14 protein-coding genes and 1 pseudogene are annotated in these 18,690 nt (G+C 66.2%); 4 read left to right on the top strand and 11 right to left on the bottom strand.

The window, feature by feature from the left end:
* Position 1 precedes the first annotated feature (1 nt).
* The 3 genes from HWV67_RS06250 to HWV67_RS06240 form a co-directional block, all read right to left on the bottom strand.
* Positions 2 to 1,333 (bottom strand): MFS transporter, encoded by a 1,332-nt coding sequence (locus HWV67_RS06250; protein ID WP_175650403.1) that lies wholly within the window; start codon positions 1,331 to 1,333, stop codon positions 2 to 4.
* 141 nt (positions 1,334 to 1,474) lie between these two features.
* On the bottom strand, positions 1,475 to 2,296 hold the full coding sequence (locus HWV67_RS06245) for an NADPH-dependent oxidoreductase (RefSeq protein WP_175650402.1): 822 nt from the start codon (positions 2,294 to 2,296) through the stop codon (positions 1,475 to 1,477).
* Positions 2,297 to 2,430: 134 nt separating this feature from the next.
* Positions 2,431 to 3,132: a GntR family transcriptional regulator gene (locus tag HWV67_RS06240; RefSeq protein ID WP_175650401.1), complete on the bottom strand. Its 702-nt coding sequence runs from the start codon at positions 3,130 to 3,132 to the stop codon at positions 2,431 to 2,433.
* 194 nt (positions 3,133 to 3,326) lie between these two features.
* Between HWV67_RS06240 and HWV67_RS06235 the strand changes: the two genes are divergently transcribed.
* The 3 genes from HWV67_RS06235 (at position 3,327) to HWV67_RS06225 (ending at position 6,939) form a co-directional block, all read left to right on the top strand.
* Complete coding sequence (locus HWV67_RS06235) at positions 3,327 to 4,388, top strand: aromatic ring-hydroxylating oxygenase subunit alpha (protein ID WP_175650400.1); 1,062 nt, start codon at positions 3,327 to 3,329, stop codon at positions 4,386 to 4,388.
* A complete protein-coding gene (locus tag HWV67_RS06230; protein ID WP_175650399.1) occupies positions 4,385 to 5,335 on the top strand; it encodes a PDR/VanB family oxidoreductase in 951 nt (316 codons plus the stop codon). Before HWV67_RS06235 ends, HWV67_RS06230 begins: the two co-directional genes overlap by 4 nt.
* A gap of 560 nt (positions 5,336 to 5,895) precedes the next feature.
* Positions 5,896 to 6,939 (top strand): ABC transporter substrate-binding protein, encoded by a 1,044-nt coding sequence (locus HWV67_RS06225; protein ID WP_175650398.1) that lies wholly within the window; start codon positions 5,896 to 5,898, stop codon positions 6,937 to 6,939.
* A gap of 57 nt (positions 6,940 to 6,996) precedes the next feature.
* Here the strand turns inward: HWV67_RS06225 and HWV67_RS06220 are convergent, their stop codons facing one another.
* From HWV67_RS06220 to HWV67_RS06190, 7 genes are all read right to left on the bottom strand, one after another.
* Positions 6,997 to 8,130, bottom strand: coding sequence for an LLM class flavin-dependent oxidoreductase (locus HWV67_RS06220; RefSeq protein ID WP_110970598.1), 1,134 nt, complete (start codon positions 8,128 to 8,130; stop codon positions 6,997 to 6,999).
* On the bottom strand, positions 8,120 to 9,133 hold the full coding sequence (locus tag HWV67_RS06215; RefSeq protein ID WP_175650397.1) for an LLM class flavin-dependent oxidoreductase: 1,014 nt from the start codon (positions 9,131 to 9,133) through the stop codon (positions 8,120 to 8,122). The genes HWV67_RS06220 and HWV67_RS06215 overlap by 11 nt, the downstream gene beginning before the upstream one ends.
* Before the next feature lie 39 nt (positions 9,134 to 9,172).
* A complete protein-coding gene (locus tag HWV67_RS06210) occupies positions 9,173 to 10,201 on the bottom strand; it encodes an LLM class flavin-dependent oxidoreductase (RefSeq protein ID WP_175650396.1) in 1,029 nt (342 codons plus the stop codon).
* The gene (locus tag HWV67_RS06205; protein WP_175650395.1) at positions 10,198 to 11,214 is read right to left on the bottom strand and encodes an LLM class flavin-dependent oxidoreductase; all 1,017 of its coding nucleotides are present in this window, start codon (positions 11,212 to 11,214) and stop codon (positions 10,198 to 10,200) included. The genes HWV67_RS06210 and HWV67_RS06205 overlap by 4 nt, the downstream gene beginning before the upstream one ends.
* Positions 11,211 to 12,149: a 5'/3'-nucleotidase SurE gene (locus tag HWV67_RS06200; protein WP_175650394.1), complete on the bottom strand. Its 939-nt coding sequence runs from the start codon at positions 12,147 to 12,149 to the stop codon at positions 11,211 to 11,213. The genes HWV67_RS06205 and HWV67_RS06200 overlap by 4 nt, the downstream gene beginning before the upstream one ends.
* A complete protein-coding gene (locus HWV67_RS06195) occupies positions 12,146 to 13,489 on the bottom strand; it encodes an LLM class flavin-dependent oxidoreductase (protein ID WP_175650393.1) in 1,344 nt (447 codons plus the stop codon). The genes HWV67_RS06200 and HWV67_RS06195 overlap by 4 nt, the downstream gene beginning before the upstream one ends.
* Positions 13,490 to 13,551: 62 nt before the next feature.
* Entirely contained in the window at positions 13,552 to 15,972 is a 2,421-nt protein-coding gene (locus HWV67_RS06190) for a TonB-dependent receptor plug domain-containing protein (protein WP_175650392.1), read from the bottom strand.
* A gap of 247 nt (positions 15,973 to 16,219) precedes the next feature.
* On the opposite strand from HWV67_RS06190, the pseudogene HWV67_RS06185 reads away from it, so the two are divergent.
* Positions 16,220 to 17,280 (top strand): annotated as a pseudogene (locus HWV67_RS06185) (P1 family peptidase).
* Here HWV67_RS06185 and HWV67_RS06180 read toward each other — a convergent pair.
* Positions 17,267 to 18,634: a tetratricopeptide repeat protein gene (locus HWV67_RS06180; protein ID WP_175650391.1), complete on the bottom strand. Its 1,368-nt coding sequence runs from the start codon at positions 18,632 to 18,634 to the stop codon at positions 17,267 to 17,269. The pseudogene HWV67_RS06185 and the gene HWV67_RS06180 overlap by 14 nt on opposite strands.
* Between the last annotated feature and the right edge of the window lie 56 nt (positions 18,635 to 18,690).

The raw sequence follows: 18,690 nt of genomic DNA, 5'->3' as shown, positions 1-18,690 counted from the left end.
CTCAGTCACCCTCCAGCCGGCGAAACACCAGGACCGACGCCAGGCAGATCAGGCTCATCGCCAACAAGGTGAGCTGGATATCACCGGCGGTGGGCTGGGCGTGGCCGCCGAGCAACTGGATCAGGCCGAGCAGCATGGCGGCCACGCAGACCGCCAGGCTCATGCTGATCTGCACGCTGGTGGCCGACAGGGTGGCGGCGCTGCTGGAGCGCTCGGCGGGGATGTCGGCGTAGGTCAGGGCGCCCATCGCGGTCATCTGCAACGACCGCGACAGCCCGCCGGCGAACAGCATCAGCATCACCAGCATCGGCGCAGTGTCGGCGCTCAACAGCGCGCAAGCCGCCATCGACAGGCTGGCCAGCAGGGTGTTGTACACCAGCAACCGACGAAAACCGAAACGCCGCGCCAACGGCACCGAAATGAACTTGATCAGCAGCGCGCCGGCGCCACCGGCAAAGGTCATCAGGCCCGCCTCCAAAGCACTCAGCCCATAGCCGACCTGAAACAGCAGGACCAACAGGAACGGCAGCGCCGCAGCGCCCAGGCGGAACAGAAAACCGCCGTTCAGCACCAGGCCGAAGGTGGCGATGCGCAGCAGCGACAGGTCGAGCAACGGCGCGGTGGCGCGCCGCGCATGGCGCACGTAAAGGCCGGCGAACAGCACGCCGATCACCAATAGCAGGCACGACCAGGTGCGGTTCAGCGAACCGTGGCCGAGGGTTTCGAAAGCCAGCACCAGGCAGGCCAGGGCCGGGCTGCCGAGCAGGAAACCGCGCAGGTCGAGGGTCTGGCTGGCTTGTCCCGGATAGTTCGGCACATGGCGCAGTACCAGGTAGATCCCCAGCAGGCCGATAGGCAGGTTGACCAGGAAAATCCAGTGCCACGACAGCCAGGTCACCAGCATGCCGCCCAGCGGCGGCCCGAACACCGGACCGAGCAGGGCGGGCATGGTCAGGTAGGCCATGGCCCGCAGCAGGTCGCGCTTGCTCGACCAGCGCAGCAGGATCACCTGGCCCACCGGCACCATCAGCGCGCCGGCCATGCCCTGGAAGAACCGCGCCAGCGCCAGTTGCCACAGGGCACTGGAGGCGGCGCAGGCCAGCGAACTGAAGACGAACAGCAGGATCGAGGCGATGAACACCCGTCGCGGCCCGAGCCGTTCAGCCAGCCAGCCGCTGAGCGGAATGAACATCGCCACCGCCAGCAGGTACAGGGTGACCACCAGGTTCATGCGCACGCTGGGCTCGCCGAAGTCTGCCGCCAGTTGCGGCAGCGCGGTGAGCACGGCGGTGGAATCGAGCAGTTCCATGAACAGCGCGCAGCCGATGATCATCTGCACCTTGCGCTGGAAGGTGCCCTCGGGTGTGGCGTCGTTGCCCGGTGGCGGGGCAGGGTCAGCTTGCCGTTCGGTGTGTGTCGGTTGGGCGATGCTGTTCAGGGCGGACTTCCATGCAAGAGGGTCAGGGCGTTCGGCTCAGCGCAGCGCCAGTTGCTGGTCGTTGAGGACCTTGCCGATGCGCTCGCGGCCATGCAGCGCCGACTCGTCTTTCAGGCGGTTGATCACCTGTTCGCTCCAGCCTGGCGTGTTCTGGCCCTGGGCCCGGCTGAACGCGGCGGCGAGTGCTTCGTAGTCGCCAATCAGGCGTTGTTCCTGGGCCGCATCGACCTGATAGGTCTCGTGATGCAGCGTCACCGCCTGCGGCAGTCGCGGCTTGATGGCGCTGTCAGTGGCGGCGTAGCCCACGCACAGGCCGAACACCGGATAGACCAGCGGCGGCAGTTGCAGCTCATCCACCACCGCTTGCAGGTCATTGCGCAGCGCGCCGATGTAGACGGTGCCCAGACCCAGGGCCTCGGCGGCGACCACCGCGTTCTGCGCCGCCAGGGCCGCATCGACGCTGCCCACCAACAGGCTGTCGAGGTAGGACGGGGCGCGCAGTTCGGTCTCGTGCCGGGTGGCGATGCGCTGGGCGCGGGAGAAATCCGCCAGCCAGATCAGGAACAGCGGCGCCTGCTCGATATGCCGCTGGTTGTTGGCCAGCTTGGCCAGGCGCGCGCGGCGGGCCGGATCACGGACTTCGATCACGCTCCAGGCCTGCAGGTTGGACGAGGTGGCCGCGGACTGGGCGGCGGCGATCAGGGTTTCCAGGGTGCCGTCGGGCAGGGCGCGGTCGCTGTAGCTGCGCACGCTGCGGTGATTGAGCAGGTGATCGATCACCGGGTTGTTCAGGGCGCTGGCGGCATGCTGCTCGCCGTAGCGTTGTTGCAGAAGGTCGGTGGTGGCAGCGTTGGACATGGCAGGCGTTCTTCATCACGGGACGGGATGGCGAACACGGTAGGGGCAAGCGGCCTGCTTGTGAAATATCCGTTGGTGCTTTGTTAATAACAAGGCGCATAGTTTTGCGTGATCACTATGCGCTGTGGGCATTTCTACTGAATGATTTTCAGGCCGTCCTGGCGCGGCCCGCTGAAGATCTTCATGTAGCGGATGGTCACGTTGGCGTGCTCGCGCATGATCGCTTCGGCGCGGGCGCTCTGCCCGGCCAGCAGGGCGTCGACGATCATGTGGTGCTGCATGTTGGCGAAGTTGAAACGGCGGAATTCCTGATCGAGGTTGTTGCGGTCCACCGCAATCGAACTGACCGAGGCGAAGGGCAGGTGCTCGTTGCGCGACAAGGCTTCGGCCACCGCGCCGTTGCCGCTGGCCTCGATGATGGTCTGGTGGAAGCGCTTGTTGATGTCGTGGTATGCCGCCAGGTCGTACTCAGTGACGTGGCCTTTTTCGAACAGCCGGTCGGCCTGTTCCAGGCACTCCTGCAACACCGCGCGGGCGGCTTTCGACAGCCCGCTTTCGGCCGCCTGACGCGCCGCCAGGCCTTCCAGCACTGCGCGCACTTCCACTGCGTCGGACAGCGTTTGCGCGGTCACCTGCTTGACCGCGAAACCGCGCGCGCCCTGGCGGACCAGCAGACCTTCCTGCTCCAGCGCGCGGAACGCCATGCGCACCGGCATCCGCGAGACCTCCAACAATTCGGCGGTGGGAATCTCGGCGATCCGCTCGCCGGGGGCGAAGCGCCCGTCGAGGATCATCCTGCGAAGCAGGTTCAATACACGCTGTCCAGATCCACTCACACGCGACTCCACGGGCCAAAGGCTTTCCAGCGCGGGACTTTACCCGCTTTGCGCGCGGCTGCGAAAGGAGGTTCGACGCAAATGCCGTGCGATTATCGAACCGTTATTGGATCCAGTAAGTGCTGTTTTGTTGTGTTTTATCCGCTGAATATTCAATCTCTGGATCCATCACAACAACAAAACGAGCCACACCCATGCATCCGAAGAACGCCTGGTACGTCGCCTGCACGCCTGATGAAATCGCCACCAAGCCGTTGGGGCGCAAGATCTGCAACGAAAACATGTTGTTTTACCGTGGCCACCAGCAACAGGTGGCGGCGGTGGAAGACTTCTGCCCGCACCGCGGCGCGCCGCTGTCGCTGGGCTTTGTCCGCGACGGCAAGCTGGTCTGTGGTTATCACGGCCTGGTGATGGACTGCGACGGCAAGACCGCCGCCATGCCCTGCCAGCGCGTGCAGGGTTTCCCGGCCATTCGCAGCTTTCCGGTGCAGGAGCGCCACGGTTTTATCTGGGTCTGGCCGGGTGATCCGGGGCTCGCCGATATCGCGCTGATCCCTCACCTGCATTGGGCCGAGAGCCCGGACTGGGCCTATGGCGGCGGGCTTTACCACATCGCCTGCGACTACCGGCTGATGATCGACAACCTGATGGACCTCACCCACGAGACCTACGTGCATGCATCGAGCATCGGCCAGAAGGAAATCGACGAAGCCCCGGTGAGCACCCGCGTCGAAGGCGACACGGTGGTGACCAGCCGCTTCATGGAAAACATCCTGCCGCCGCCGTTCTGGCAGGCGGCGCTGCGCGGCAACGGCCTGGCCGATGACGTGCCGGTGGACCGCTGGCAGATCTGCCGTTTCAGCCCGCCCAGCCATGTGCTGATCGAAGTCGGCGTCGCCCATGCCGGCAGCGGTGGCTACGACGCCCCGGCCGCGCTCAAGGCCGGCAGCATCGTGGTCGACTTCATCACCCCCGAGAGCGACACCTCGATCTGGTACTTCTGGGGCATGGCGCGCAACTTCAAGGCCGATGACCCGGACCTCACCGAAACCATCCGCGTTGGCCAGGGCAAGATCTTCGCCGAAGACCTGGAAATGCTGGAGCGCCAGCAGCGCAACCTGCTGGAGTACCCGCAGCGCGCGCTGCTCAAGCTCAATATCGATGCCGGCGGGGTGCAGTCGCGGCGCATCATCGAGCGGATCATCGCCGCCGAGCAGGCGACGGCAGCGCCGGTGATTGCCCGGAGTGCATCGTGATGGAGGTGCTGATCAAGGCGATGCGCCTGGTCGCCCGCGACATCCTCAGCCTGGAACTGACCAGCGTCAGCGGCGCAGAACTGCCGGCGTTCGACGCCGGCGCGCATATCGACGTGCACCTGCCCAACGGCCTGATCCGTCAGTACTCGCTGTGGAACAGCCCGCACGAACGTAACCGCTACTGCATTGGCGTGCTGCGTGACCCGGCGTCTCGCGGTGGTTCCAGCGCCGTGCACCAGTTGCTCAGGGTGGGCCAGGTAATCACGGTTGGCGAGCCGCGCAACCTGTTCCCGTTGCAGCCAGCGAAGCGCTCGATCCTGTTTGCCGGCGGTATCGGCATCACGCCGATCCTGGCCATGGCCCAGAGCCTGGCGCGGCAGGGTGGCGACTTTGTGTTGCACTATTGCGTCCGCTCGCCAGACAGCGCGGCGTTCGTCGAACGGCTGCGGGCCATGCCGTTCGCCGCACAGGTGCAGGTGCACTTCGATGACGGCGCGGCGGAACAGCGATTGAAACTGCAGGCTGTGCTGGAAGCGGAGCCCGACGACAGCCAGTTGTATGTCTGCGGTCCGGGCGGCTTCATGGAGCATGTGCTGTCCGGTGCGCGGGCGCACGGCTGGGACGAGGCGCGGCTGCACCGCGAGTACTTCGGCGCCGCACCGTTGGCCAAGAGCGAGGATGATGCCTTCGAAGTGCGCATCCACAGCACCGGGCAGGTGTTTGCGGTGCCTGCGGACCAGTCGATCACCCGGGTGCTGGACGAGGCCGGGATCATCATTCCGGTGGCTTGCGAGCAAGGCATCTGCGGCACCTGCCTGACCCGCGTGCTCGACGGCGAGCCGGACCACCGCGACCAGTTCCTCACCGCCGAGGAGCGGGCGCGCAACGACCAGTTCACACCTTGCTGCTCCCGCGCCAGAAGTGGCTGCCTGGTGCTTGATCTGTAATACCCGCCAAACACATCTGACAGCCGACGCGAAATCTGTAGGAGCGGCTGTTAGCCGCGATGGGCCGCAAAGCGGCCCTGAATCCATCCAGCACCGTATTTCTGGCGGGTCTGGATATCACATTCAGGAATCCTCAAGGTTAGTGCCAGTCAGTTAAACCGATTGGGGCCGCTGTGCGGCCCATCGCGGCTAACAGCCGCTCCTACAGGTTGCGCATCACCACGGCATTTGCCTGCAAAGCTTTTTCATGCCCAGCGATAACAATTTTCATAATTTGCCTGCCGGCCCAACTAACGCATTATCGGGTCAAGCCAATAACAAATGATCGCTTCGGCGATCGACAATGAGCGGCCAACTGATTCGCTCTCCGGCAGGTGTCGAACTTCGCGGCAATCCCACGACCGCGCCCAAAAGAACGATCGCACACCCGCCTTACTGCCCTTTTAAGACTGTCGTGTTGCAACCGTGTCGGGGTCATGAAACCCGCGAACGCCGCTGGCGTGCGCACGGAATTTCATACCGGCCCCGGCATTCATCTTGAGCGTAGGGAGGGTGTTTCAATGTCTTTGAATTTGCGTGCGTGCATTGTGGCAGCGGTAGCGTTGCTGGCAGGAAACCAGGCCATGGCGGCCTCCGACCGGCTGACCATCATCTCCTTCGGTGGCGCCACCAAGGCGGCGCAGGACCAGGCCTATTTCAAACCGTTCGAGCAGAGCGGGGCGGGCAAGGTGGTGGCCGGGGACTACAACGGCGAATTGTCCAAGGTTAAAGCCATGGTCAGCGTCGGGCAGATTTCCTGGGATATCGTCGAGGTGGAAAGCCCGGAGCTGCTGCGCGGTTGCGAGGAAGGGCTGTTCGAGCGGCTCGATCCGGCCCTGCTGGGCAGCGGCGACAACTACATCGCCAATACCGTCAGTGAATGCGGCGTCGCCAGTTACGTGTGGTCGATGGTGCTGGCCTACAACGCCGCGAAACTCGACACGCCGCCCGCTTCCTGGGCGGACTTCTGGGACGTGTCACGCTTCCCCGGCAAACGCGGCCTGCGCAAGGGCGCCAAATACACCCTGGAAGCCGCGTTGCTGGCCGACGGTGTTGCCCGCGACGATCTCTATAAAGTCCTCTCTACCCCCGCCGGCGTGGCCCGCGCCTTCGCCAAGCTCGATCAGCTCAAGCCCTACATCCAGTGGTGGGAAGCCGGCGCCCAACCTCCGCAATGGCTGGCGGCCAATGACGTGGTGATGTCCGCCGCCTACAACGGCCGCATCGCCGTGGCGCAGAAAGAGGGGACCAACCTCGGTATCGTCTGGAACGGCGGGCTCTATGACCCGGACCACTGGGCCATCGTCCGCGGCTCGCCGAACAAGGCCCTGGCCGAGCGCTTCATCGTCTTCGCCAGCCAGGCCGAAAACCAGAAAACCTTCTCGATGAACATCCCTTACGGGCCGGTCAACAAGCAGACGGTGGCGCACCTGCCGGAGGCCATCCAGACCCAACTGCCAACCGCGCCGGCCAATATGGACAAGGGCCTGCTGGTGGACTCGACCTTCTGGGTGGACCACGGCGAGGAGCTTGAGGAGCGTTTCAACGCCTGGGCTGCGCGCTAAACCAAGGGCAGGGAATGAGGCAGGGCGGCGCTGGATTTCGAGAATGCCAACGCCCTGTCAGCCCTTGCGCCGCGCCCGTCCCGCTCCCAGCCGCCGCAACTGCGGCAACAGTTCCGCCCCGAGGTGGATTGCTTCTTCCAGATGGGGAAAGCCGGACAGGATGAAGCAGTCGACGCCCAATTGATGGTATTCCTCGATCCGCTCCGCCACCTGCTGGTAGCTGCCCACCAGCGCGGTGCCGGCGCCGCCGCGCACCAGGCCGACCCCGGCCCAGAGGTTGGCCGACACTTCCAGTTCCCGCGCCCGTCGCCCACGGCCTTTGACCAGCTCGGTCTGGCGTGACTGACCCACCGATTCATACGCCGCCATCTGCACCTGGGCACGGTCGATGGCTTCCTTGGGAATCTCGTCCAGCAAGCGCTCGACATGGCTCCACGCCGCATCATCGGTGGCGGCGGCAAACACGTGCACGCGCAAGCCGAAACGCAGCGTGCGGCCACGGGCGGCGGCCAGTTCGCGCATGTGGCGGATGCGCTCGGCGATCATCGCAGGCGGTTCGCACCACATCAGGTAGGTCTGGGCATGGGCGGCACCGACCTGTTCGGCGGCACTGGAGGCGCCGCCGAAATAGATCGCCGGCGCCTGCGCCCGTGGGTCGATCGGGCTGTCGCCGGCGCAGCGGTAGTAACGTCCGTGATGCGGTTGGCGACGCCCGGCCCAGACGGCCTGGAAGGCGTCGAGAAATTCGGCGGTGCGGGCATAACGTTCGTCGTGTTCGAGAAAGTCGCCAAGGGAGCGTTGTTCGAAACGGCTGGAACCGCTGACCACATGCAGGTCCAGGCGGTTGTCGCTGAGCAGTTGCAAGGTTGCCGCGCGGTGGGCGCTCCAGGCCGGCAGTTCCAGGCCGGGGCGCAGGGTCAGCAGAAAGCGCAGGCGGCGCACTTCCTGGGCCAGCACTGCGGTGATCAACCATGGGTCTTCGAAGCCGCTGGCAGTCGGCACCATGATGCCGTCGAAGCCGGACAGCTCGGCGGCGCGGACGATCTGCCGCAAGTAATCCAGGGTCGGCGTGCGTTCACCCTGCTGGAACAGGCCGACCTTGGGCAGGCCGCTGCTGGTCAGATGGCGACCGTCACCGTTGGTGGGCAGGAACCAGTCGAGTTCGATGGGCGGGCGGCGTTCACTGGCCATGGTGCAGGCGCTCCTTGCGCAGGCCCTGCTCGTGCAGCAGGGGCAGGATCCGCTCGCCGAAACGCAGCACTTCGCTGACCGCCGGCTGACCCTGGATAACGATGTGTTCGATGCCCAAGCCGTGCAACTCCTGTAGCCGCGTGGCGATCTGCTGCGGCGTGCCCACCAGGTACAGCGGCTGGCCGGGCTGCAGTTGCAGCAGGTTGGGGTGGATTTCGAAGCGCCGCAGCGGGTGGCGATCGCGGGACAGCCTCGGTAACGCGGCTCTGGCCGGCAGCGCCTGGACATCCACCGCCAGGTGCCGGGCGGCGGCGTCCCAGGCCAGGGCTTCGCTGTCGCCCTGGATCAGGCCGAAGGTGCAGGCAAAATTCAGCGCCGGTTGCGCGCTGCGCAGGCGTTGGACTTCCTGTTCCAGCCAGGCCGGTGCCGACGGGCGCAGCAGGCAGGTGCCGGCATGGGCGGCGATCAGCGCGGTGTTCTGGCTGTCGTCCAGCAGCAGCGGCGGGGCGGGCAGTTGGCGGCGGGCAAAGCCGGCGTTCTCCAGTTGGAAGTAGCGTCCGCCGTAGTTGAAACCGGTTTCGTCGCCGCTGAGCAGGCGCTGGAGAATTTCCAGGTATTCACCGATCCGTTCGCTGCGCTGGTCGCGGTTGAGCCATTCGCCGAAGGCGTGGCGCAGGCTGTCGCGCTCGCTGTCCGGCAGGTGCAGGCGCACGCGGTTGGCGCTGATCGATTGCAGGCTCTGCAACGTGGCGGCGAGCGCGGCCGGCAGCACCACCTCGGGCGGCACGCTGACGGTCAGGTGCAACTGGCGGGTGTGCGCGCACAGCGCCGCCGCAACGCCGAGGCTGTCGGCGCAGGGTGCGCCGCCGGGAATCCACAGGCCATCGATGCCGGCATATTCCACCGCCTGGGCCAACTGGATCCACTGGCCCGGCCGCGCACCCCACTCGCTGGCGCCATCCGGCCCGCAAAGCGGCAGTTGCCAACTGAACTCAAGGGCCATGCACGGGCTCCGCAAGGGTGAATGAAACAAGGTTGGCCATCATCCCACCGCCGTCTGGGTCTGGGTAGCGCGGGGTTGCCAGCCGAGTGCCGGAGCGATGTCTCGGGCGATGATTTCCAGGCGCTTGAGCACCTGGGCCTGGGTCGAGCTTTCCGCTTGCACCACCACGATCAGGTAATCGGCGTAGGGCAGCAGCGACGGGTCCTGGCGCAGGCTGTCGATTACCTCGTCGAGATGGCCGTGGTGCACGTTCATCAGACGCAGGTGCTCCTCCAGGTCGATGGCTTCGTCGATCAGGCCCTCACGCTGCAAGCGCGGGATATGCCGCTCGATGTCCGGCGCCAGCTCCGCCTGGGCGGTGGCCCGGTCGTTGGCCGGGAACACGGCGCGCACCACGCCGATTCGCGGGGCGCGGTCGGCATGCGCCCAGGCCTGCAGATAGGCGTCGGCCAACGGCTTTTGCACGGTCAGCGGATCATGGGTCGCGGTGCCCAGCAGCAGTCCGTTGCCTTGTTGCGCGGTGTAGGCCGCGCCTTCGACGCTGCCGTGGGAATGCCACAGGCGCTGGCTCAGGCCCGCGGCGGGCGGTTGCAGGGTCTGCGCGCTGTCAGGGCTGGCGGGCTGGCCGTCGAGCAGGTGTTGCAGGCGCTGTTGATCGGCGCTGAAACGCTGTTGGCGCTGCGCCGGGTCGCGGTCGAAGGCGCTGAAGCTGTCCAGATTGGCACCACCGCTGCCCAGTCCCAGTTGCACCCGGCCGCCGCTCAGTTGGTCGAGCACACTGGCGTCTTCGGCCAGGCGTACCGGGTCTTCGAAGGGCAGGACAATGACTCCGGTACCCAGTTCGATATGGCGGGTCCGCTCGGCCACGGCGGCGAGGAACAGCAGCGGCGACGGCAAGCGGCCAAAACCGTTGCTCAAATGGTGCTGGGCAATCCAGCCGCCGTCGAAACCGAGGGCTTCGGCGACTTCGAATTGCTCCAGCAGGTCCTCGTAGACCTGTTTCGGCTCTTCGCCGAAAGCGTGGGTGAGAAAGCCCAGCTTGAACGGGTGTGGTGTGGCAGCAGTCATGACAGGGCGGGTTCCTTGGCGGTGGTGGTGACAGCGCGACGCCAGCCCAGGGCCGGGGCGACCTGCTCGCTGATGATTTCCAGGGCGCGGATGGCGTCACGCAGCGGCGTACTCGCGCTTTGTACCTGGACGATCAGGTGGTCATGCACGCCCAGTTGCGGGCCGCTGCGCAAGCCGTCGACGATCGACTGCGCCGGACCATGCAGCACGCCGAGGCGCGTGAGGGTGTCGCCGAAGTCAGCATCCAGCGGCCCGTGGTAGACGCCGATGCTGTGCTGGCGCTGGAGGTAGGTCTGGATATCGCGACGCAGGGCGCTGTCGTCGCCGCCGATACCGGCGGTAGGAAACACTCCCTGGACCCGGGCAACCCGCGGCGGCGTGCCGTTGTCGCCGGTCCAGGCGGCGCGGTAGCGCTGTACCGCCTCGATACCGGCTTCGGCCGGCAGGTGCGGATTGGGCGCCATGATCAGGCCGTTGCCACGGGCCGCCACCAGTTCCACCCGCGAGGTCGCTTCCCAGAGCCGACCGCCGAGGCCGGGGGACAGCGGTTGCAGGCGTAGCCCTTCGCTGTTCAACGGCGCGTTGCCGAGGGCCGCCTGCAGCACGTGCAGGTGGTTTTCGTAGTCGCGGTGGCGCTGTTCGTGGGGCAGGCCGAAGGCGCGGAAGCTGTCCGGATCGAAACCCGCGCCCAGGCCCAGTTCCAGCCGGCCGTTGCTGAGCAGGTCAAGCACTCCGGCATCTTCCGCCAGGCGCAGCGGCAGCTCTTGCGGCAGCACGATGATTCCGGTGCCGAGGGCGATGCGCCGGGTGCGCTGGGCTACCGCTGCAAGCAGCACCAGCGGCGAGGGCAGACGGCCCTGTTCGCTGGCGAAATGGTGTTGGGCCACCCAGCCGCTGTCGAAGCCCAGTTCTTCGGCGACCTGGAACAGCTCGATCGTCTCGCGGTAGACCTTGGCGTCGAAGTGCGGGTGATAGACCCGGTTGAGAAAGCCCAGGGAAAACCCGCCGCTCATGGTTGCTGCTCCTGCGGAATCAGCGGCAAACCGGCGAGTGCCTTGGCGGCACCGGCCTGGTCGCTGGATTGCAGTTGGCCGTTGAACGGGCTGATGGTCAGGTAACCCTTGGCCAGCCACACCGCTTCGTCGTCCTGTTGGGCGGAGGTGGCCGCTGCGCTGTACTCGAAGCTGATGCCGGGCTTGCCGGCGAGTTTCGGGAACAGCGTGCCGAGGTCGTCGGTGTAGCGCGTGTCGAAGCCCACGTAGCTGCCGATTTGGGTCAGACGTACCCCCTTGAGGCTGGTGTCGGCGGGGAAGTTGATGTTCAGGCCGAGGCCGGCCGGCAGCAGTTTGCCGTCGGGCTGGCGATGGCGGTCGAGGGCATCCACCATCTTCACCACCTGGGCGGCGACCCGTTGCGGGTCCTTGTCCTTGAGGTCGGTGCTCACCGCCAGTGCCGGATAGCCGGCGCGCACCGCGAAGCTGGCGGCGTTGAAGGTGCCGGAGGCGGTATTGATCGCGCCGACGTTATTGCCGGGGTTCGGCCCGACGATCACCAGGTCCGGTTCCGGCAGCACCTTTTTCAGGCCCATCAGCAGTGCCATGACCGGCGTGCCGCTGATCTCGATCTGCACCTCTTGTCCTGCGCAGGCGGCGCTGCTGCACAGGCCGGTTTCGTGGGTGCTGATGTAGTAGCTGTCGGGGTAGGCCGGGTCGTCGTCGCGGCCGACAGTCACTTCCCGGCCATAGATGAAGGCGCCGCCACGGGCGCTCTGTTCGCTTTGCGGCGCGGCGATCTTCACCTGGTGGCCGGCGCTTTTCAGGGCGCTGTAGAGGGCGCGGATACTCGGGTGGCGATAGCCGTCGTCGTTGCTCAGCAGGATATTCAAGGCGAAGGCCGGGCTCGCGGCCAGGCCGCAAAGGGCCAGGACCACACAAGGCAGTGTTTTCATGCGCCGACCTCCGCCGCCGCGCTGAAGCGGTTGGCCGGGCGCGGCAGGCCGAGGTTTTCCCGCAGGGTGCGGCCCTCGTACTCGTGGCGGAACAGCCCGCGCGCCTGCAGCAGCGGGATCACGCGGTCGACGAAGGTGTCGATCGACCCTGGGTAATACGGGAAGAACACGTTGAAACCGTCGCAGGCGCGGGTCTGGAACCAGGTTTCGAAGCTGTCGGCGATGTCTTCGGGCGTGCCGATCACCGGGTTGCCACCGGCCAGGCGCAGGTACAACTGGCGGATGCTCAGGTTGTCGCGGCGGGCCAGCTCCAGCACCTGATCACGGCGACTGCCACGCTGGCCGGGCGGCGTTTCCGGCAGCGGACCGTCGAGGTCATGGCCGGACAGGTCGATGTCTTCGCCCAATGTGTCGGCCAGCAGGCGCAGGCCCAGTACCGGGTCGATCAGCGCCTGGAATTCCTCGAACAGCGCCTGCGCCTGCTCGCGGGTTTCGCCGATAAAGGGGGTGACGCCGGGAAGAATCTTGATGTGCTCGGGGTCGCGGCCCAGCGCGGCTGCACGCTGTTTGATGTCCTGGTAGAACGCCTGCGCCGCCGGCAGTTCGTGGTGCGAGGCGAAGATCACCTCGGCGACCCGCGCCGCCAGGGCTTTGCCCGGTTCCGAGGCGCCGGCCTGGACCAGCACCGGGTGGCCCTGGGGCGGGCGCGCGACATTGAGCGGACCACGTACGGCGAAATGCGCGCCGCGGTGATTGAGGGTGTGCAGTTTGTCCGGGTCGAAGTATTGGCCGCTGGCTTTGTCGCGGGGGAAGGCGTCGTCGTCCCAACTGTCCCAGAGGCCCTTGACCACGTCGTGGAACTCTTCGGCACGCTGGTAGCGGTCGGCGTGCTCGATGTGGGTTTCGCGGCCAAAGTTCCAGGCTTCGTCGGAGACCACTGAGGTCACCAGGTTCCACGCTGCGCGGCCCTTGGACAGGTGGTCGAGGGAGGCGAACTTGCGGGCGATGTGGTACGGCTCGTTGTAGCTGGTGGTGGCAGTGGCGATCAGGCCGATGCGCTCGGTGACCGCGGCCAGCGCCGCCATCAGGGTCAGCGGCTCGAAGTGCTCGCCACGGGCGGTGCGGCTCAGGGCGTCGATGTGGTGACCCCAGAGGGCGACCACATCGGCGACGAACAGGGCGTCGAACTTGCCGCGTTCGGCGCTGCGGGCGATGGACTTGAAGTGCTCGAAATCCAGACTGGCATCGGCCTGGGCCAGCGGATGGCGCCAGGCCGCGACGTGGTGGCCGCTGTTGGCCAGAAAAGCGCCCAGCTTGAGTTGATCGGTACGGCGGGTCATGGAATCGCGCTCCCGTGGGGTGACGAAAGCCCTGCCGGCACCGACGCCGGCAGGGCGGCGGGTCAGAAGTTGTAGCTCAGGCCGGTGTACCAGTAGCCACCGGTGGTGCCGTAGGGCGAGAAGTTGCCGTAGGGGAACGCGCCCGAACTGCTCGGCAGGCCGGTGCGTTCCGGGTACTTGTTGAACAGGTTGTTGGCGCCGGCGGTAAGGGTCAGGGCCGGGGTCAGGTGGTAGTCGAGGTTGAGGTCGGTGATCCACGCCGGGGAGAAGGTGCGGTCGTAGATTTCCACGGTGCCGTATTGGGTGTATTCGCCGTAGCGGGTCAGGTTCAGGCTCAGGTCGAGCTTGTCGAAGGTCCAGGTTGCGCCCAGCAGCAGCTTGGATTCTGGCAGGCCGTGCTTGAGGTTGCCCTGGCGCTGGCGGTCGTAGCCACCGGTTGGGCCGAGCGCTTGCTGGGCCACGGACGAGGCCTTGATGTCATCGATTTCGGTGGTGTTCCAGTTGAAGCCGAGGGTGTAGCGCAGGCCGCCCCAGGCGCCGAGGTTCTGCCGGTAGTCGCCGACCAGGTCGATGCCGCGGGTGGTGGTGTCGAGGGCGTTGGTGAAGTAGGTCACCGACTGGTTGGTGGCAAGGCCGGCGGCGGCGAGGATGGCGTTGATCTGTGGCGTGCCGCCGAGGTAGCCGGTCTGGGCGATGCGGTCCTTTATCTTGATCTGGTAGGCATCGAGGGTGACGCTGGTGGCGTCGTTCGGCTGCAGGGTCAGGCCGAAGCCGATGTTGGTGGATTTCTCCGGTTTCAGGGTGGTGGCGCCGAGGGCTTTGGCCACGGCGGAGTCGACGGCGACGTTGCGGTAGTCGATCAGGTTGCCGTTGACGTTGCTTTGCGAGGTCGAGCTGTAGATCTGTTGGGCCAGGGATGGCGCGCGGAAGCCGGTGCTGAAGGTACCGCGCACGGCGAGGATCGGGGTCAACTGATAGCGGGTGGAGAACTTGCCGTTGCTGGTGGTGCCCGAACCGTCGTTGTAGTCCTCGTAGCGCCCGGCCAGGTCGACATGCCATTTATCGGTCAGGTCCTGGCCGATCTCGGCGTAGGCACCGAGGCTGGTGCGGCCTTTTTCCGCGGCGTCAGCCGGGGTGGTACCGGCACCGGAAATGGTCCCCGGGGCGATCGGGTTGCCGCTGGCGCCGGTGGTGAACGGGCCGCTGGCATAGGAGGCGTAGTCGCCCTTGCCGATCTTGTAGTTTTCGTAACGGTGTTCGAGGCCCCAGGAAATCTGCGTCGGTTTGGCCAGGCCAAGGTCGAAGGCGCGGGTCAGGTCGAGGTTATTGGTCCACTGGCTGAAGGTCTTCACCCCGGTGTCCACCGAGGTTGGCGAGTTGGCGCCGTAGCTGAGGTTGTAGGTGTGGCGCAGGGTGGCTTCGGCGTGATCCTGGCCGTAGGTGGTGGACAGGTCGTAGTCCCAGCCGACCACGTTGCCCTTGCCACCGAAGGCTACCTGGAAGTCGTTTTCGATGAAGCGCAGGGTGTCTTCCACGCCTTCCGGGAACGGCGTGGCGATGCCGTCGAAGCTGGACGGCTGGTGGAACGCCAGCGGCTTCTCGGAATTGCGTCGGGTGTAGGTGGAGAACGAATACAGGCTCAGGGCGTCGCTGACCGGCAGCTCGGCGTTGTAGCCCAGGCTGAAGTTGCGCGCTTCCGGCAGGCCGGTGCCGTAATAGGTGTGCTGCAGGCTGGTGTTGCCGGCGCTGTCGGTGTATGGAGCCTTGTCCGAGCGGTCGGAAATTTTCTGCTGCTTCACATCCAGGGCGAGGTTGATGAAACCGTCGTTGGGCAGGGCCAGGCCGACGTTGCCGGTCTGCCGGGTGGTTTCGCCGTCGCCGTTCTCGTAGTTCTGACCGTAGGTGGTGGACACGCTGCCGCCGTGGTCGGTCTGTTTCAGCACGATGTTGACCACGCCGCCGATGGCGTCGGAGCCGTACTGGGCCGAGGCGCCGTCGCGCAGGACTTCGACGTGGTCCACCAGCGCGGTGGGGATGGTATCCAGGTCCACCGGCTGCGAGCCGGAGTTGAGGTAGGTGCCGTTGTTGAGCAGGGCGCTGTTATGCCGGCGTTTGCCGTTGACCAGCACCAGCACCTGATCGCCGTTCAGGCCGCGCAGGCTGATGGGGCGCACCACCGAGGTCGAACCGAAGCCCGACGAGGCCGGCTGGTTCAGCGACGGCAGCACCCGGCTGAGGGCGCGGGTCAGGTCGCCCTGGCCGGTGGCGAGCAATTGTTTGGAGGAAATCACATCCACCGGCGCCGGGCTTTCCGCCAGGGTGCGGGCCTGGCCGCGGTTGCCGATCACCACCACGGTGTCCAGCGGGTTGTCGCTGTCGGCGGCCAGCACCGGGGATGCCGCGTCGCTCAGGGCGAGGAACAGCAGGCTGAAGGCGAAGACTTTATGAGGCGGCCGCAATCCGCCGAAATTCGAGGAACGCATGAGGGGCTTACTCCGATGAGGTCAGTAGGGGCGGCTTGTTGGGGCAAGCTCTGGTGATGGGACAGGAGCAAGGGCTGTGCCAGTCGAGAAAAGGCTTTTAAAACAGTGGGTTGAGGCTGGGTGGTGAGGTTGTGTGGTGATTTTTCAGCGGTGGCGGGGGCAGGGTGTTGGTTTTTCTACAGTGATCAGGCCAGCGCGGACGTGTCGGGGCGCCGAGCCATCGTGATGGGCTGCACACCTGTCCCACATGGCATATGACTTGCTGAGGACCCTGGCACCACCACATCGATTTTCAGGATTCCCGCTTATGCCGCTCCCCGGTCCTCGCAACGCCCTCACCGATATTCCCGGCCTGACCGTCGGCCACGCCACCGATCCCCGGGTCGATACCGGGGTCACGGTGATTCGCACCGATAGCGTCTGGACCGCCAGCGTCGATATTCGCGGCGGCGGGGAGGGCGGGAGACGGCGGCACTGGAGCCAGAAAACATGGTCGGCCAGTTGCACGCGCTGGTGTTCGCCGGCGGCTCGGTGTTCGGCCTCGGCGCCGCCGATGCGGTGGCGGCGGCGCTGTCCGTCGAAGGCATCGGCCTGCACTTGAAAGCCGGTGCGCCGGCCATTCCGATCGTCCCCGCTGCGGTGTTGCACGACCTGGCCAATGGCGGCGACAAGCAGTGGGGTCTGGAACCGCCATACCGTCGCCTCGGCTTCGAAGCGCTGGCCAACAATTCCAGTGACTTCGCCCTCGGTGCGGTCGGTGCCGGGCGCGGCGCCATGGCCGGGGTGCTCCAGGGCGGCCTCGGCTCGGCATCGCTGGATCTGGGCGACGGTCTGATCGTCGGCGCGCTGGTGGTCGCCAACCCCATTGGTTCGGTGTACATGCCCGACGGCAAGACCTTCTGGGCCTGGCCCTGGGAAATCGCCGGCGAGTTCGGCGGCGCACGGCCGCAAGGTGATCAGGATTGCAGCGATCCGATCCCGGAACTGTCGCGGCTGGATTCCATGGGTCGCCTGCAGGCCGGGGCCAATACCACGTTGGTAGTGGTGGCCAGCACTGCGCGGCTGAACACTGCCGAGTGCAAGCGGGTGGCGATCATGGCCCAGGACGGCATCGCCCGGGCGGTGCGGCCGGCGCACTTGCCGTTTGATGGCGACACGGTGTTCGCCCTCGCCTCTGGCGCGGTGGAACTGGGCAGTGGCGCCCAGCGTCAGGTGCGCATCGGCAGCATCGGTTCGGCCGCCGCCGATTGCGTGGCCCGGGCGATTGCCCGGGGCGTGTTCGAAGCGCGGCGGGCTAACGCTGGTTGAGCACCTGCTCGACCCGGTCCTCGGCCTGTCGGGCCAGGGCCGGCAACGCCAGTTCACGATAAACCCGCGCCAGGCTGCGGTTGGTCGGTACGTCGAGGGCGTCGTAGCGGCGGCGCAGTTCCAGGGTCTGCTGGGCGACTTCCCATTCACCGCCGCGCAGCCGCGCATCCAGCTCGATCTGGGCGAACAGGTCGCGCTGGGCATGGCTGCCGCCAATCTCGTTGAGGCGCGGCAGGCTAAGGGCGAGCAACCGCGCGGCCCGCCGGAAATCGCCACGGGCATGGGCCAGCAACGCTTCGGCCACCGGCAGGGTGACATCAGCCCAGGTCGCCCGACTGAAGCTCGGGGCCTGGTGGGCATGGACCTGCAGCGCTTGCAGCAGCAGGTCCGCTTCCGGTTTCTCGGCTCGGGCCAGGCCGTAAAGGTATTGCAGGCTGAGAAACGGTTGCACGGTATCGGCGTGGCGTTTCTGCAGCCAGGGCGCCAGTTCCTGCCAGCGCTCGCCGACATCGATACCCGCCAGTTCCAGCCGCGCCAGCAGCGACACCGCGCCAATCTGGTCCTGGGAATACTCGGGCAGGATGCCCCAGACATGCCGATCATAGATTTCCAGCACCCGCGCCTCCTCGCCGCGGGCCAGGTAGAACAGCGCCAGGTGCCACCAGTTGTGGGTGTACATGAACGAATTCAGGCCCTGCCAGTGCACCTTCACGCCTTCGAGAAAGGCGATGCCTTCGTCGATACGGCCTTCGGTCAGCATCACGTGGGCCAGCGCATGCTGGGCCCAGGGCTCGCTCGGTTGCAGGGCCAGGGCCTGGCGCGCACTGGCTTCGGCCTCTTCGAGCAGGTGGCATTGCTCGTAGGCGAAGGCCAGCATGCCGTGGCTCTGGGCGATGTCCGGCGCAGCCGACACCGCATTCAGGCCGATGCGCAGCAGCGCCGGCCAGTTGCCGCGGTTGAATTCCACGTACTGGTTGAGCTTGGCGGCGAACAGGTCGCGCGGGTACTGCGCCTGCACGCGCCCGGCGAGCAGCAGCACCCGGTCGAGGTCGTCGGCGATCCACGCCTGCAACAGCGCCAGGTACAGCGCCGCCCGCGGGTGCAGCGGCTCGACGCTGGCCGCGCGCTGCCGATAACGCTCAGCCAGCGTCGGGCCTTCGGGGGACTCGACGAACATCAGCAGGATGCCCGCCAATGCGTTGCTCAGGGCGGATTCCGGGTGGCGGTCGGCGCTGGCAAGGATGGCTTCGGCGCGGGGCTGGTAGCCGATGAAGCCGGCGATGAAGTCATCCAGGCCCTGACGCGCGTCGTGGTCGTCGGTATCGATGGGGTTGCCCAGGTAGTCGAGTGACATGGCGCTCACATTTTCAGTGGTTCGAATTCAGCTGACAGGGCAAACCCTGTGCCAGC

The organism is Pseudomonas sp. Marseille-P9899, assembly GCF_903166565.1.
In the GTDB taxonomy this organism is placed as follows: domain Bacteria; phylum Pseudomonadota; class Gammaproteobacteria; order Pseudomonadales; family Pseudomonadaceae; genus Aquipseudomonas; species Aquipseudomonas huaxiensis.
The sequence above is the reverse complement of the archived record's forward strand: the minus strand, read 5'-3'. Positions and strand labels throughout refer to the sequence as shown.

Bases quoted from the DNA above. Each gene is read 5' to 3' on its own strand.
- HWV67_RS06245 (WP_175650402.1), bottom strand. From the start codon at position 2,296: ATGTCCAACGCTGCCACCACCGACCTTCTGCAACAACGCTACGGCGAG.
- HWV67_RS06200 (WP_175650394.1), bottom strand. From the start codon at position 12,149: ATGAAAACACTGCCTTGTGTGGTCCTGGCCCTTTGCGGCCTGGCCGCG.
- HWV67_RS06215 (WP_175650397.1), bottom strand. From the start codon at position 9,133: ATGGCCCTTGAGTTCAGTTGGCAACTGCCGCTTTGCGGGCCGGATGGC.
- HWV67_RS06180 (WP_175650391.1), bottom strand. From the start codon at position 18,634: ATGTCACTCGACTACCTGGGCAACCCCATCGATACCGACGACCACGAC.
- HWV67_RS06205 (WP_175650395.1), bottom strand. From the start codon at position 11,214: ATGAGCGGCGGGTTTTCCCTGGGCTTTCTCAACCGGGTCTATCACCCG.
- HWV67_RS06190 (WP_175650392.1), bottom strand. From the start codon at position 15,972: ATGCGTTCCTCGAATTTCGGCGGATTGCGGCCGCCTCATAAAGTCTTC.
- HWV67_RS06235 (WP_175650400.1), top strand. From the start codon at position 3,327: ATGCATCCGAAGAACGCCTGGTACGTCGCCTGCACGCCTGATGAAATC.
- HWV67_RS06250 (WP_175650403.1), bottom strand. From the start codon at position 1,333: ATGATCATCGGCTGCGCGCTGTTCATGGAACTGCTCGATTCCACCGCC.
- HWV67_RS06220 (WP_110970598.1), bottom strand. From the start codon at position 8,130: ATGGCCAGTGAACGCCGCCCGCCCATCGAACTCGACTGGTTCCTGCCC.
- HWV67_RS06195 (WP_175650393.1), bottom strand. From the start codon at position 13,489: ATGACCCGCCGTACCGATCAACTCAAGCTGGGCGCTTTTCTGGCCAAC.
- HWV67_RS06225 (WP_175650398.1), top strand. From the start codon at position 5,896: ATGTCTTTGAATTTGCGTGCGTGCATTGTGGCAGCGGTAGCGTTGCTG.
- HWV67_RS06210 (WP_175650396.1), bottom strand. From the start codon at position 10,201: ATGACTGCTGCCACACCACACCCGTTCAAGCTGGGCTTTCTCACCCAC.